This window comes from Pedomonas sp. (assembly GCF_036515995.1).
GTDB lineage: Bacteria > Pseudomonadota > Alphaproteobacteria > Sphingomonadales > Sphingomonadaceae > Pedomonas.
Genome location: NZ_DATBUP010000198.1, coordinates 15,763 through 29,884, shown reverse-complemented (window position 1 = coordinate 29,884; position 14,122 = coordinate 15,763). Strand labels below are relative to the sequence as shown.

General features: G+C 66.4%; 14 protein-coding genes, 1 tRNA gene and 1 pseudogene. 4 read left to right on the top strand and 12 right to left on the bottom strand.

What is annotated here, in order from left to right; all coding sequences use genetic code 11:
• Together VIG90_RS14765 and VIG90_RS14760 are read left to right on the top strand one after the other, a co-directional pair.
• A pseudogene (locus VIG90_RS14765) lies at positions 1-775 on the top strand (MFS transporter); the annotation flags it as partial.
• Positions 776-899: 124 nt separating this feature from the next.
• Positions 900-1,763: a GNAT family N-acyltransferase gene (locus VIG90_RS14760; RefSeq protein WP_331594285.1), complete on the top strand. Its 864-nt coding sequence runs from the start codon at positions 900-902 to the stop codon at positions 1,761-1,763.
• 54 nt (positions 1,764-1,817) lie between these two features.
• Here VIG90_RS14760 and VIG90_RS14755 read toward each other — a convergent pair whose 3' ends face one another.
• From VIG90_RS14755 to aroA, 12 genes are all read right to left on the bottom strand, one after another.
• Entirely contained in the window at positions 1,818-2,432 is a 615-nt protein-coding gene (locus VIG90_RS14755; RefSeq protein WP_331594284.1) for a DedA family protein, read from the bottom strand.
• Between the two features lie 69 nt (positions 2,433-2,501).
• Complete coding sequence (locus tag VIG90_RS14750; RefSeq protein ID WP_331594283.1) at positions 2,502-3,812, bottom strand: folylpolyglutamate synthase/dihydrofolate synthase family protein; 1,311 nt, start codon at positions 3,810-3,812, stop codon at positions 2,502-2,504.
• Between the two features lie 5 nt (positions 3,813-3,817).
• Positions 3,818-4,699 (bottom strand): acetyl-CoA carboxylase, carboxyltransferase subunit beta, encoded by an 882-nt coding sequence (gene accD / locus VIG90_RS14745; RefSeq protein WP_331594282.1) that lies wholly within the window; start codon positions 4,697-4,699, stop codon positions 3,818-3,820.
• The gene (trpA, locus tag VIG90_RS14740; RefSeq protein ID WP_331594281.1) at positions 4,696-5,535 is read right to left on the bottom strand and encodes a tryptophan synthase subunit alpha; all 840 of its coding nucleotides are present in this window, start codon (positions 5,533-5,535) and stop codon (positions 4,696-4,698) included. Before trpA ends, accD begins: the two co-directional genes overlap by 4 nt.
• A complete protein-coding gene (gene trpB, locus VIG90_RS14735) occupies positions 5,535-6,770 on the bottom strand; it encodes a tryptophan synthase subunit beta (RefSeq protein ID WP_331594280.1) in 1,236 nt (411 codons plus the stop codon). Before trpB ends, trpA begins: the two co-directional genes overlap by 1 nt.
• A complete protein-coding gene (locus tag VIG90_RS14730) occupies positions 6,767-7,420 on the bottom strand; it encodes a phosphoribosylanthranilate isomerase (RefSeq protein ID WP_331594279.1) in 654 nt (217 codons plus the stop codon). Before VIG90_RS14730 ends, trpB begins: the two co-directional genes overlap by 4 nt.
• A 20-nt stretch (positions 7,421-7,440) precedes the next feature.
• Entirely contained in the window at positions 7,441-8,151 is a 711-nt protein-coding gene (gene pyrF, locus VIG90_RS14725; RefSeq protein ID WP_331594278.1) for an orotidine-5'-phosphate decarboxylase, read from the bottom strand.
• A gap of 52 nt (positions 8,152-8,203) precedes the next feature.
• A complete protein-coding gene (locus tag VIG90_RS14720) occupies positions 8,204-8,608 on the bottom strand; it encodes a hypothetical protein (RefSeq protein ID WP_331594277.1) in 405 nt (134 codons plus the stop codon).
• 246 nt (positions 8,609-8,854) lie between these two features.
• Positions 8,855-9,136: an integration host factor subunit beta gene (locus tag VIG90_RS14715; RefSeq protein WP_331594276.1), complete on the bottom strand. Its 282-nt coding sequence runs from the start codon at positions 9,134-9,136 to the stop codon at positions 8,855-8,857.
• Between the two features lie 241 nt (positions 9,137-9,377).
• Positions 9,378-11,069 carry a 30S ribosomal protein S1 gene (gene rpsA / locus VIG90_RS14710; protein ID WP_331594275.1) on the bottom strand — a complete coding sequence of 564 codons (1,692 nt, stop codon included), beginning with the start codon at positions 11,067-11,069 and terminating at the stop codon, positions 9,378-9,380.
• A gap of 202 nt (positions 11,070-11,271) precedes the next feature.
• Positions 11,272-11,934 carry a (d)CMP kinase gene (gene cmk, locus VIG90_RS14705; protein WP_331594274.1) on the bottom strand — a complete coding sequence of 221 codons (663 nt, stop codon included), beginning with the start codon at positions 11,932-11,934 and terminating at the stop codon, positions 11,272-11,274.
• Between the two features lie 18 nt (positions 11,935-11,952).
• Positions 11,953-13,302, bottom strand: coding sequence for a 3-phosphoshikimate 1-carboxyvinyltransferase (gene aroA, locus VIG90_RS14700; protein WP_331594273.1), 1,350 nt, complete (start codon positions 13,300-13,302; stop codon positions 11,953-11,955).
• Between the two features lie 87 nt (positions 13,303-13,389).
• Between aroA and VIG90_RS14695 the strand changes: the two genes are divergently transcribed.
• Positions 13,390-13,818: an FYDLN acid domain-containing protein gene (locus VIG90_RS14695; RefSeq protein ID WP_414695507.1), complete on the top strand. Its 429-nt coding sequence runs from the start codon at positions 13,390-13,392 to the stop codon at positions 13,816-13,818.
• Positions 13,819-13,922: 104 nt separating this feature from the next.
• A tRNA-Ala gene (locus VIG90_RS14690) sits at positions 13,923-13,998 on the top strand.
• The last annotated feature ends 124 nt before the right edge of the window (positions 13,999-14,122 follow it).

The window sequence follows — 14,122 nt, the reverse complement described above, 5'->3', positions numbered from 1 at the left end:
CTGGGCCGCCGCCTACAGCCTCACCGGCCTGCTCGCGCTCTGCGGTCTGGTGGCCGCGCTCTGGGCCGGAGACACCGCCCACAGCAAGACCGTGGCCGCTGCGCCGCGCCCCACCGAGCCCGCGCTTGCCCGCCTCGGCCGCTGGCTGAACGAGACGCTCGTCGGCCCGTTTGCCGAGTTCTTCCGCCGCAACGGCACGCGCGGCGCGCTGCTCATTCTCGGCTTCGTGCTCATCTACAAGCTGGGCGATGCCATGGCGAACATCATGCTCAGCCCGCTCATCGTCGAGCTCGGCTTCACGGACGAAGAGTACATCGCCGCCAACAAGCTGGTCGGCTTCTGGGCGCTCATCGCGGGCACGGCGCTGGCCGCGCCCTTCCTCAGCCTCGTGGGCATGGGCCGGGCGCTCATCATCACCGGCGTCCTCATGATGGTGACCAACCTCGGCTTCGCCTTCCTCGCCATGGTGGGGAACGATCCGGTGGTGCTGGGCCTTGCCATCGGGCTCGAGAACTTCTGCAGCGGCCTGGGGCTCACCGTGTTCGTCACCTACCTCTCGGGGCTGTCCAACGTCAGCTACACCGCCACCCAGTTCGCCCTTCTCTCCTCGCTGGCGGCGGTCGGTCGCACCTGGCTCTCCGCGCCGTCGGGCTATCTGGCGGAGGCGCTCGGCTGGGTCGGCTTCTATGTCGCCACCACCATCATCGCCTTGCCGGGCCTCGTGCTGCTGTGGCTGATATGGCGGCGGCGCGATGCTCGCCAGCCGACCGCATGAATTCCCCTCGCTCCCACCCCGCGCGGTTTGACACAAGTGTCACAATTCGGGATTAGATTCGGCGCTGGCGGTTCCCGGGGGCGGGTCCTGCCACATCGCGAATAAGGCAATCGCAAGAGGTTACATGACCTACCAGGCCTTTGGCATGACGGCAGTGGCTCCGGCCACGCTGGCGGCCTCTCCGTACATCCACAAGGCAGGACTGCTGGATGTACGACTCGCAACCTCCGAGGAGGAGATCGCCGCCGCGCAGGCGCTGCGCTACCAGATCTTCTACGAGGAGATGGGTGCCACGCCGACGCCCGAAATCCTCGCCTCCCGGCGTGATATCGACGCCTACGACAGCATCTGCGACCACCTGCTGGTCATCGACCACGGGATCGACGGCAAGCCGCACGTGGTCGGTACCTATCGCCTGCTGCGCCAGGTGGTGGCCGAACAGCACCGCGGCTTCTACTCCAGCGCGGAATACGATCTCTCCCCGCTGCTGGACCGCACCTTCCAGAGCCGCATCGGCGAGGGCAAGCAGTTGCTGGAGCTGGGCCGCTCGTGCGTGGCCGCCGCATACCGCAACAACGCCACCATCAACCTGCTGTGGCGGGGCATCGCCTCCTACCTGCAAACCCACAGCATCGGCTACATGTTCGGCTGCGCCTCGCTGCACGGCACGAACCCGGAGGAGCACGCCCTCGCCCTCTCCTACCTCAGCCACCACCATCTGGTGCCGGAGGAGCTGCGCGTGCGCGCCCTGCCCGAGCATTACGTGCCCATGGAGCGCATGGCGCGCGAGAGCTACGACCCCAAGGACGGGCTGCGCGCCCTGCCCCCGCTGATCAAGGGCTACCTGCGGCTGGGCTGCCTCATCGGCGACGGCGCGTTCATCGACCACCAGTTCAACACGGTGGACGTGTTCATCCTGCTGCCGGTCGATCGCATCACCCGCCGCTACTCGTCCCGCTACGCCGTGGATGGCATCGAGGCGGCCTGACCCCGGTTCGTTTGTCGGGACGCACCCGGCCAGACCGCCTACTGGTCCGCCCGCCTACCGGTCAACCGTCTCCCGTCCCTTCCGCCAGGTCACGACCCGGTAGAGGTAGGCAAGCACCACGGCCCCTACGATGACATTGGCCACCGGGTTCAGGTAGTCGGAGACGGCGTGGTAATTGTCGCCGAGGGAGTGACCGGCCACCGCCAGCGCGGCTGACCAGATCGTCGTGCCGATGGCGGAGAACAGCAGGAACGGGCCGGTGCGCATCTCGAACAGCCCGGCCGGTATGGAGATCAGCGTGCGGATGGTCGGCAGCAGCCGCCCGAGGGAGACCGCCCACACGTTGTAGCGGTCGAACCAGTCGTCGGCCTTGTCGATGTCCTGCGGGGTCAGGGTGAGCCAGCGGCCGTGGCGGCTCGCCCAGCGCTTGAGCCGATCCTCGCCCGCAAGCCTGCCCGCCGCGTACCAGAAGCTCGCGCCCAGCAGGGAGCCCGCCGTTCCGGCCAGAATGACGCCGATCAGGCTCAACTCCCCTCGCCCGGCCTGATACCCGGCAGACGGCATGATGAGCTCGGAGGGAATGGGCGGGAACACGTTCTCAAGGAACATCAGCAGGGCAATGCCCAGATAACCGCTGCGCTCGATCAGCCCGATCATCCAGTCGAACATCCGGTATCCCCCGAGTCTTTTCAGGCCCCAGTCTTGATCAGGCCCGCAGGTCTTCAGGCCCCTAAGCCTTCAGACCGGAATGAGCCCGGACTCTTCCAGCACCTTGCCTGCGATGTAGAGCGAGCCGCACACCAGAACCACCGGCGGATGCTCGGGGCTGGCCTCACGGGCAATGGCCTTGAGCGCGCTCGCCACGCTGTCGGCGGGATCGGCGGGCAGGCCCATGGCATCGGCCATGGCGGCCAGCGCGGGCGGGGCGTAGTGCTCATGGCCCTCGATCGGGATGGCGTGCAGCTTGGTCGCCCGGTTGACGAACGGGCGCAGGAAGCCTGAGACGTCCTTGGTGGTGAGCATGCCGACCACCAGATGAAACGGCCGCTCTTCAAGCTTATGGCTGCGGAAGCGGTCCGCCAGCATGCGCCCGGCCAGCGGGTTGTGGCCGCCGTCCAGCCACAGCTCCGCCCCCTTGGGCAGCAGGTCATGGAGGGGGCCTCTTGCGATCCTCTGAAGGCGCGCGGGCCACTCCGCCCAGCCGATCCCGGCGCGGAACGCGGCATCGGGCACCGGCACCGCCTTCTGGTGGCGCAGCATGGCGATGGCGAGGCCGGCGTTGTCGATCTGGTGCGCGCCGATGAGGCGCGGCGGGGTCAGCTCCAGCTTGCCGTGGCTGTCCTTGTAATGGAACACGTCGTTGTAGAGCGTGGCGTCCCAGTCCTGCCCGGCCACCACCAGCTTTGCGCCGGCAACGCCCGCCACCTCGCCGATGCGGGCGGTGACGGTGCGCGGGTAGCGGCACAGCACCAGCGGCACGCCCGGCTTGGCGATGCCGGCCTTCTCGGCCGCGATTTCCAGAATGGTGGTGCCCAGAAAGGTCGTATGATCCAGCCCCAGCTGCGCAATGCCGCAGGCGGCGGGCGTCTTCACCACGTTGGTGGCATCCAGCCGCCCGCCCATGCCCACTTCCAGAATGCAGGCATCGGCGGGGGTGCGGGAGAAGGCGACGAAAGCCGCGGCCGTAATCACCTCGAACACGGTGATCGGCGCGCCCGCATTCACCTGAATGACGTCCCGCAGGGTCGAGACCAGCGTATCGTCGTCGATCAGCTTGCCCGCCAGCCGGATGCGCTCGTTGTAGCGCACCAGATGGGGCGAGGTGAACACGTGCACCCGCTTGCCTGCCGCTTCAAGGCAGGCGCGCAGGAACGCCACCGTCGAGCCCTTGCCGTTGGTGCCGGCCACATGAAACACGGGCGGCAGGCGGTCCTGCGGATTGCCGAGCTTGGCCAGCAAGGCCCGCAGCCGGTCCAGCGACAGGTCGATCTCCTGCGGATGCAGGATCCGCGCTTCCGCGAGCAGGGTCTCGACGACCGAGTTGGACACAGCGCTTACGAGGCCGCCAGGGCGGGCTGGCGGCTGGCGGGCTTGGGCATCATCAGCATGCCGATGAGCCGGGCCAGCGTGGCGGCCATGTCACGGCGATGCACCACGGCGTCCACCATGCCATGCTCGTACAGATACTCGGAGCGCTGGAAGCCCTCCGGCAGCTTTTCGCGGATGGTCTGCTCGATCACGCGCTGGCCGGCGAAGCCGATGAGCGCGCCCGGCTCGGCCAGCTGGATATCGCCCAGCATGGCGTAGGAGGCGGTCACGCCGCCCGTGGTCGGGTCGGTCAGCACCACGATGTAGGGCAGGCGGGCTTCCTTCAGCTCCTGAATGCCCACGGTCGTGCGCGGCATCTGCATGAGCGAGAGAATGCCTTCCTGCATGCGCGCACCGCCGGCGGCGGTGAAGGCCACCATCGGGCAGCGGCGCTGCACGGCGGCGCGGGCGGCGGTCAGGAACGCCTCGCCCACGGCCAGCCCCATGGAGCCGCCCATGAACGAGAAGTCCTGCACGAACACCACGGTTTCCATGCCGCCGATCTTGCCGACGGCGACCGCCACCGCTTCGTCCTGACCGGTGGAAGCGCGGGCGGCCTTCAGGCGGTCCACGTACTTCTTCTGATCCTTGAACTTCAGCGGATCTTCCGGAACGGCGGGCAGGGGCAGGCGCTCGCACGCGCCGTCATCGAAAACCTGGCCCAGACGCTCGGACGCCGTCACGCGCTCGTGGTGGCCGCAGTTCTGGCACACCGAGAGATCGGCGAGGAAATCCTTGCGGAAGATCATCTTTCCGCAGCCCCGGCACTTGTGCCAGAGGTTGTCCGGGGTATCGCGCGGCTGAAGGAACTTGTTCAGCTTGGGGCGCAGCCGTGTGATCCAGCTCATGCCACTTTCTCCTCGGCCCGTGCTGACCGGACCGCCTCGGAGAGGGACCGGACCAGCGTGGCCGCCTGTTCTGCAATGTTGGTGTCGCCCCGTTCCGCCGCCGCGCCGATGAGCGAGACGATGGCCGAGCCTACGACGACGCCGTCGGCCTGCCGGGCCATGGCTGCCGCCTGTTCGGGCGTGCGAATGCCAAATCCAACGGCAACCGGCAAGCCACTGGCCGTGCGAATGCGCTCAACTGCAGCGCCCACGGCCTGTACGTCACCGGCAGCGCCGCCGGTAATTCCCGCAACCGACACGTAGTAGATGAAGCCCGATGCCCCGTTCACCACGGCAGGCAGGCGGGCTTCGTCCGTCGTCGGCGTGGCGAGGCGGATCATGTGAAGACCGGCAGCGCGCGCAGGCACGCCCAGCTCCACGTCTTCCTCGGGCGGCACGTCAACGACGATGAGGCCATCCACTCCGGCCTCGCGGGCATCCTTCACGAATCGCTCCACGCCATAGGCATAGATGGGGTTGAAGTAGCCCATCAGCACGATCGGCGTCGTGTCGTTCTTCGCGCGGAAGCCACGCACCAGCTCGATCACCTTGGGCAGGGTCATGCCCGCCGCCAGCGCCCGCAGGTCCGCCGCCTCGATGGCCGGACCATCGGCCATCGGGTCGGTAAACGGCATGCCGACCTCGATGATGTCCGCGCCCGCCTCCGGCAGGGCGGCGAGGATTTCGGCAAAAGCCCCCGGGTTCGGGTCGCCCGCCGTCACGAAGGTGACGAGGCCCGCCCGGTTTTCAGCCTTCAGCGCTGCAAAGCGCGCAGTGATACGATCCGGACCCGGCATTACAGCGTCACTCCCATGGTTTTGGCCACGGTGTTGATGTCCTTGTCGCCCCGGCCGCTGAGGTTGACCACCATCACATGGTCACGCGGCTTGGTCGGCGCAATCTTGGCGGCAAGCGCCAGAGCGTGGCTCGATTCCAGCGCCGGGATGATGCCCTCGTGCTGGCAGCAGTTCTGGAAGGCTTCCAGCGCCTCGGTGTCGGTGATCGGCAGGTACTTCACCCGGCCCACCGAATGCAGCCAGGCGTGCTCGGGGCCGATGCCCGGATAGTCCAGGCCCGCCGAGATCGAGTGCGCCTCGGTGATCTGCCCGTCCTCGTTCTGGAGCAGGTAGGTCTTGTTGCCGTGCAGCACGCCCGGGGTGCCGCCCGCAAGGCTCGCGGCATGCTCGGGCGTATCGATGCCATGACCGCCCGCCTCGACGCCGTACACCTCGATGTTCGGGTCATCGAGGAACGGGTGGAACAGGCCGATGGCGTTGGAGCCGCCGCCGACGGCTGCCACCAGCGAATCCGGCAGGCGGCCTTCGGCCTGCAGGATCTGCTCGCGCACCTCGGTGCCGATCACGCTCTGGAAGTCGCGCACCAGCTCGGGGTAGGGGTGCGGACCGGCGGCGGTGCCGATGATGTAGAAGGTGTTGTGAACGTTGGTCACCCAGTCGCGCAGCGCCTCGTTCATGGCGTCCTTCAGCGTCTGGCTGCCGGAGGTCACGGCCCGCACTTCCGCGCCAAGCAAGCGCATGCGGAACACGTTGGGCTGCTGGCGCTCGATGTCGCGGGCGCCCATGAAGATCACGCAGGGCAGGCCGAAACGGGCGGCGACGGTGGCGGTGGCCACGCCATGCTGGCCCGCGCCGGTCTCGGCGATGATGCGGGTCTTGCCCATGCGCAGGGCCAGCAGGATCTGGCCGATGCAGTTGTTGATCTTGTGCGCGCCGGTGTGGTTCAGGTCCTCGCGCTTGAAGTAGATCTTGGCGCCCTTGCCGTCGCCGGCCTGCTTGCGCAGCTCCTCGGTCATGCGCTCGGCGTAGTAGAGAGAGGACGGGCGGCCCACGTAGTGCTTGAGGAGGCCCTCGAACTCGGCCTTGAACGCCGGGTCGGCCTTGGCCTCGCGGTAGGCCTTCTCCAGATCGAGCACCAGCGGCATCAGGGTCTCGGCCACGTAGCGCCCGCCGAACTCGCCGAAATGGCCCCGTTCGTCGGGACCGGAGCGGAAACTGTTGAGTTGTGCCGTCATGCGTTGCGTGCCGCCTTGATGAAGGCTTCGATCTTGGCCACCGATTTTACTCCCGGCGCGTCCTCGACGCCTGATGAAACATCCACGAGATGCGGGCGGGTAAGACGAATGGCCTCGCCAACGCTCTGCGCATCCAGTCCGCCAGCCAGTCCCCACCGGCCATGGAGGCGAAGGTCCTGCACCAGCCGCCAGTCGAAGCGGATGCCGGTGCCGCCTGGAACCACGGTTTCGCCTGCGGGGGGTGTAGGGGGTTTCGCATCGAACAGCAAGAGATCGGCCACGCCGTCGAAGGCGCGCGCCGCGCTCACGTCGCCCGAGGTGCGCACGCCGGTGGCCTTCCAGGTCTCGATACCGTGACGGCGGCGAATGTCCGCCACCCGGTCCGGCCCCTCAGCGCCATGAAGTTGCAGCACATCCGGGCGAACGGCCGCCGTCACCTGACCGATCAGGTCATCCGGCGCATCCACCAGCAGCGCCACCAGCTTCACCTTGGAGGGCAGCGCGCCGCGCAGGCCGTGCGCCGCCTCCAGCGTCAGGTTGCGCGGGCTTTTCGGGAAGAACACGAAGCCGATGTGAGTCGCGCCTGCGCCCACGGCGGCGGAAATGCTCTCCCGCGTCGTCAGTCCGCAGATCTTGGTATCCGGTGCCATATTGCAGCCGTTCCCGCGTCCTAACCGGCCAGAGACCGGGCGATCGCCTCGGCCGCGGCCACCGGGTCGGCGGCTTCCGTGATCGGCCGGCCAATCACCAGAACGCTTGCGCCCGCATCCAGCGCCTCGCGCGGGCCCATGACCCGCTTCTGGTCGCCCACATTGCTGCCGGCCGGGCGAATGCCCGGCACCACGGTGAAGGCCTCCGGCCACACCTGCTTCACCAGCGCCACTTCCTTGGGGGAGCACACCGTGCCGTCCAGCCCGCTGTCGCGCACCAGTTCGGCAAGGCGCACCACCTGATCGGCCGGAGCCGCCGGAACGCCCACGGAATTGAGGTCGCCCGCATCCATGCTGGTCAGCACGGTCACCGCCACCACCTTGGGCGCGGCGCAGCCCAGACGGGCCGCTTCTTCGCGAGCGGCGTTGCCCGCCGCTTCCAGCATCGCCCGGCCGCCAGTGGCGTGCAGCGTCAGGATGGCGGGCTTCAGCGCCATGACCGAGCGCACCGCGCCCGCAACCGTGTTGGGAATGTCGTGAAACTTGAGGTCGAGGAACACCGGCAGGCCGGACTCCTCAGACACGCGGCGGATGCCCTCCGGCCCCACGGCGCAGAAGAACTCCAGACCCAGCTTCAGCCCGCCCACGTGCGGCGCGATGCTGCGGCCAAGCTGCAATGCCGCGTCCACCTCGGGTACATCGAGGGCGCAAAAAATCGGATTACTCGTCATATCGTTCGCCGTCAGAACAGTTCACGAGCGGGCCTGACGCCCGCCGCCCGGCTCAGATGCCGGGCTGAAGGGGAACCGGGCGCGACTTCTGCACCGGCTCGTCGTCAATGTAGGTAGCGCCAGCGGCAGCAACGCGAGCCTTCAGGGCGGCTTCCGCCTCTTCCGGCTGCATCATGCGCTCGCGCTCGCCCTTGATCTCGGCCAGCTCGAGGCGGGCCTGATCGGCAGCAGCATCCGCCCGCTTCACGCGACGCTTCCAGCGCCAGCGATCAACCATGTGCGAGAAGGCCGGGGGCAGGGCGCCCAGCACCAGCGCAATCAGCACTAGGATCGGCAGCGGCAGGATCAGCTGAACCGGCGGCACCAGATTGATCGTGACCATCGACCAGTTCATGGCCGCGAACCAGGCCAGCACGCCAGCGATGATGAGGAAGAAAACCCAACGAAAAACCCGCATCCTGCGCCTCGGAAGTCATGATCGATGGTTAGTGAATAACGGAGCCGGGGCCTCAAGGCCAGTGCGGATCGGCCTTTGAGCCGTTTTCGGGCAAGGCGGCCGACCCTGCGGCTTAGGAAGAATGTGAAAGCCCTGTGGGCGTCCCGCCGGGAGATCCGGAGGCTCTCAGGCGGGACTGGGCCGCTCTGCCTGCCGGCAGGTGCTCGCCCGTGGAGCCGCCCGCCCGGGAAGCGAGCCAGGGACGGCCTATTCCTTGTTCAGCCGCTCCCGCAGTTCCTTGCCCGCCTTGAAATAGGGCACGCGCTTGGCGTCCACGGCGACGGACTCGCCCGTGCGCGGGTTGCGCCCGGTGCGCGCCATGCGGCCGCGGGTCGAGAAGGCACCGAAGCCACGAAGTTCCACCCGCTTGCCGGACGCCAGTGCCTCGACGATTTCGTTGAAAATGGTCGTCACGACGCGCTCGACGACCTTGTGCTGAAGACCCGGGTTCTTTTCGGCCAGTTTCTGGACCAACTCCGACTTGATCATCAGCTTTCCCTCTTGCTGTTTTGTGACCTGCCCCGGCCGCAAAAATGGCGTGCCTGCCAGAGCTTACACGAAAAACTGTGGTGCCAAACCTAGATAACGTCCGTCAAGCGTCCGGGTCCATACCCGGCCTATCGGCGTAGTCTGAAATCAGGTGAAATTGGTACGAAAAAGGCCCCGCAGCGTCGCTGCGGAGCCTTTCCGTCTGAAGCACCGCCGGAATGACCCGACGGAGGTCAACCGATTAGCGGTTGTCCTTGGCCTTGCTCAGGGCCGCACCCAGAATGTCGCCGAGCGAGGCGCCCGAGTCGGTCGAACCGTACTGGGCAACTGCCTGCTGCTCTTCGGCAATCTGAAGCGCCTTGATGGAGACGTTCAGCTTTTTGGTCTGGCGGTCGGTGCCGATCACCAGGGCGTCCATCTTCTGGCCGACCTGGAAGCGGTCCGGACGCTGCTCATCGCGGTCGCGCGACAGGTCCGAGCGCTTGATGAAGGCGGTCGGGCCGCCCTCGCCGATCTCGACCTCGATGCCGCCGTCCTTCACTTCGAGAACGGTGACGGTCACGATGTCGCCCTTGCGCTTGTCGGCAGCGGCCTGGCCAGCCTGGTCAAGCTGCTTGATGCCGAGCGAAATGCGCTCCTTCTCGATGTCCACATCGAGAACGACGGCCTTGACCATCTCGCCGCGACGGAAGGAGGACAGAGCCTCTTCGCCGGACTTGCCCCAAGCGATGTCCGACATGTGAACCATGCCGTCCACGTCGCCCTCGAGGCCGATGAACAGACCGAACTCGGTCGTGTTCTTGACTTCGCCTTCGACGACCGAACCAACCGGGTGCTTCTCAGCGAAGGAAGCCCACGGATTGTCCATGCACTGCTTCAGGCCGAGGGAGATGCGGCGCTTGTCCTCGTCGACCTCGAGCACCATCACTTCGACTTCCTGCGAGGTCGAAACGATCTTGCCCGGGTGGACGTTCTTCTTCACCCAGCTCATCTCGGAGACGTGCACCAGACCTTCCACGCCCGGCTCCAGCTCCACGAAGGCGCCGTAGTCGGTGATGTTGGTCACGCGGCCCGAGAACTTGGCGTCGACCGGGTACTTGGCGGCTGCGCCTTCCCACGGATCCGACTCAAGCTGCTTCATGCCCAGCGAAATGCGCTGGGTGTCGCGGTTGATGCGGATGATCTGAACGCGGACGGTGTCGCCGATGTTCAGGATTTCCGACGGGTGGCCGACGCGGCGGTAGGACATGTCGGTCACGTGCAGCAGACCGTCGATGCCGCCGAGGTCGATGAACGCACCGTAGTCGGTGATATTCTTCACGACGCCTTCGATCACCTGGCCTTCGGTCAGGGTCTGGATCAGGCCCGAACGCTGCTCGGCGCGGGTCTCTTCCAGAACAGCGCGACGCGACACGACGATGTTGCCGCGGCGACGGTCCATCTTCAGGATCTGGAACGGCTGCGGGATGTTCATCAGCGGGGTGATGTCGCGGATCGGACGGATGTCCACCTGCGAACCCGGCAGGAACGCAACAGCGCCCGACAGGTCGACGGTGAAGCCGCCCTTCACGCGGCCGAAGATCACGCCGTCAACGCGAACGCCGTCAGCATACTGAGCTTCCAGCTTGTCCCATGCGGCTTCGCGGCGAGCGCGGTCGCGCGACAGCATGGCTTCGCCCGAGGCGTTTTCGATGCGGTCGACGTACACGTCGACTTCATCACCGACCTGGATCTCGGCCTTCTGGCCCGGGGCGCCAAATTCCTTCATCGGAACGCGGCCTTCAGACTTCAGGCCGACGTCGATCACTACCATGTCGTTTTCAATGGCAGTGATGGTACCCTTTACAACGCGGCCTTCGAAAGACTGCGCAGCGCCGAGGGAGCCCTCGAGCAGGGCCGCGAAATCGTCGCGGCTCGGGTTGATGTTGGTCATAAGAGTTAAATCCTTTCGCATTCATACTTTCCGGCCAGCCGGTTGGCTCCGGCGGTCTTCCGTTGCACAAGCGGGCCATCCGCTTGCACCGGCGTTGGGCCCCTGTTACACCACCAAAACCAAAAACACGGCACGGCGGAAACCGCCTGCCGGGCTCGTGAGAATGCTGGCGCTCCGCCGGCCCGTCAGTCGACCCGTTTTGTCAGGATCGATTACGAACGGCGGGGGAGCCGAGTTTCCGTTCAGCAAGACACTTATCCACAAGATGCAGGGCCTGCTGAACCGCAGCGTCTATATCCAAATCGCTGGTGTCGAGCAAGAGCGCGTCCGACGCCGGCTTGAGGGGAGCGACGGCCCGATTCATGTCCCGTTCGTCGCGCGCCTCGATGTCCGCCAGCACCGCCTCGTAAGGCGGAGCGATTCCATAAGACGCCAGTTCCGCATAACGGCGCTTCGCCCGTACGTCCGCGCGCGCGACGACGAACAGCTTTGCGTCGGCTTCCGGGCATACCACCGTGCCGATATCCCGGCCATCCAGTACCGCGCCGCCGTTCTCGCTGGCGAAATCCCGCTGGAACTGGAGCAGCGCCTCGCGCACCGCCGGCTGGGCCGCCACCTTGGAGGCCGCGCCGCCCGTCCGCTCGGACCGGAGCTCGGGATGCTCCAGCAGTGTCAGATCGATGGTCTTGGCCGCCGCATAGGCCGCGTTCTCGTCTGCCGGGTCCCCACCTGAAAGCAGGACGGCAAGCCCTACCATTCGATAGAGCGCACCCGTATCGAGGTGACGCAGACCATAATGCTGCGCGAGTCGGCGGGCCAGCGTGCCCTTGCCGGATGCTGACGGTCCATCAACCGCAATGATCATTACTCAAACGTCCTTACTTCAGGCGTGCGCGGCGTCCGCCGCCTGTTCAACTTCCAGATTGGCGCCGAGGCCGCCCATCAATTGAATGAAACCGGGGAAGCTGGTGTTGATGGGGGATGCGTCATCCACCCTCACCGGGGCCTTGGCCCGCTGGCCCAGCACCGCGAAGCTCATGGCAATGCGATGGTCCAACTTCGCGGCCACCGTTGCGCCGCCCGGCACAGGCTCGCCGCCAGTGCCTTCCACGATCATGCCCTCCGGCTCCTCGGTCACGGCCACACCGCAGGCCTGAAGCCCCGCCGCCATCATGGCGATTCGGTCTGATTCCTTCACGCGCAGTTCGCCGATGCCGCGCATGGTGGTCGTGCCCTCGGCGAACGCCGCCGCAACCGCGAGAATCGGGTACTCGTCGATCATGCTCGGCGCGATCTCAGGCGGCACCTCGATGCCCTTCAGAACGCCGCCACGCACGCGGATGTCCGCGACCGGCTCGCCGCCCACCTCGCGCTCGTTTTCGAACGTCAGGTCCGCGCCCATGTCCTTCAGGACGGTGAACAGCCCGGCCCGGGTCGGGTTGATGCCGACGTTCTCTACCAGCACGTCAGAGCCCGGCAGAATGGCCGCGGCCACCACCGGGAAGGCGGCGGAGGAGGGGTCTCCCGGCACCACGATGCTGCCGGGACGCAGTTCCACCTCGCCACGCACGTGAATGGCCGTGCCCTCCGGCGTCTCTTCCGTCCACAGGTCCGCGCCGAAGCCCTTCAGCATCCGCTCGCTGTGATCCCGGGTCGGCTCCTTCTCGATGACGGTGGTGATGCCCGGCGTGTTGAGCCCGGCCAGCAGAATGGCGGACTTTACCTGAGCCGAGGCGACCGGAAGCTTGTAAGTGATGGGAATCGCCGGAGCGCGGCCCGTGATGGTCAGCGGCAGGCGGCCGCCGCTGCGCGAGACGAACGACGCGCCCATCTGGCCGAGCGGGTCGATCACGCGCTGCATCGGCCGACGGCGCAGCGAGGCGTCTCCGGTGAACACCGCGGTGATGGGATGGCTGGCGACCAGCCCCATGATGAGACGGGTGGAGGTGCCCGAGTTGCCCATGTCCAGCACGTCTTCGGGCTCCAGCAGACCCCCGACGCCGACGCCGTGAATGGTCCACGCGCCCTCGCCGGTGCGCTCCACGCTCGCGCCGAACGCTCGCATGGCATCTGCGGTGGCCAGAACGTCCTCGCCCTCCAGCATGCCCTCCACCCGGGTTTCGCCCACTGCCAGGCAGCCCAGCATCAGCGCCCGGTGCGAGATCGACTTGTCCCCCGGAACACGGACACGGCCCTTGAGGGCGGAAGCAGAACGGGCAGTCAGTGGAAGCATGGATTTTGCTCGGTTTTCTCAATGAAACTGTATGGAAATATCGGGGCCAGACCCTTGGGAGAATCCTTTTGACAGCGCCGGAGGGCTGTGGCAAGCACGCCGCAGTTCCGTGGCCAGACCCTCTGGCCGCGCCTTTCATTGTTCCTAGTCGTCCCTTTGAGCGGGGCGACCGTTCGGGGAGAACCAAACGTGGTGAAGCCGGAGTGGGGTTCGAAGCGGACGTGCCCGCGGTGCAGCACGCGCTTCTATGATCTTGGCAAGGAAGATCCCGTGACCTGCATCAGCTGTGGTGTCACCTGGCTTCCTGAACCGATCCTGAAGTCCAAGCAGCCGCTGCCGTTCGAAGAAGTGGCCAAGACCAAAGCGCGCACCGAGGGCGACGACGTCGAACTGGTGGATGATGAGGATCTGCTGGAAGCGGACGATCTGGACGGCGCGGACGATGCGGCGGACGCCGATCTGGACGACGATGCCGACCTGGCTGAAGTCGTCGATCAGGACATGGACGAAGAATAAAAATTTTTCGTCATTTTGTGCTTGCACACCTTGGCGGCATCCCTTAAAGAGCCGCCCACCACATAGCGAGGTGCTCCCAAACACCTCGCCGCTGGAAAGAAAATGGGGCCGTAGCTCAGTTGGGAGAGCGCTACAATGGCATTGTAGAGGTCAGGGGTTCGACTCCCCTCGGCTCCACCAGGTTTCGCAAAACCCCGGCTCGGCAAACGCCAAGTCGGGGTTTTGTCATTCTGGCCACCCGCGCTGAAGTCCGCCGGCCAGCCGCTTCACCGGACAAATCCGAATCACTGCGCCGCGCCTCCGG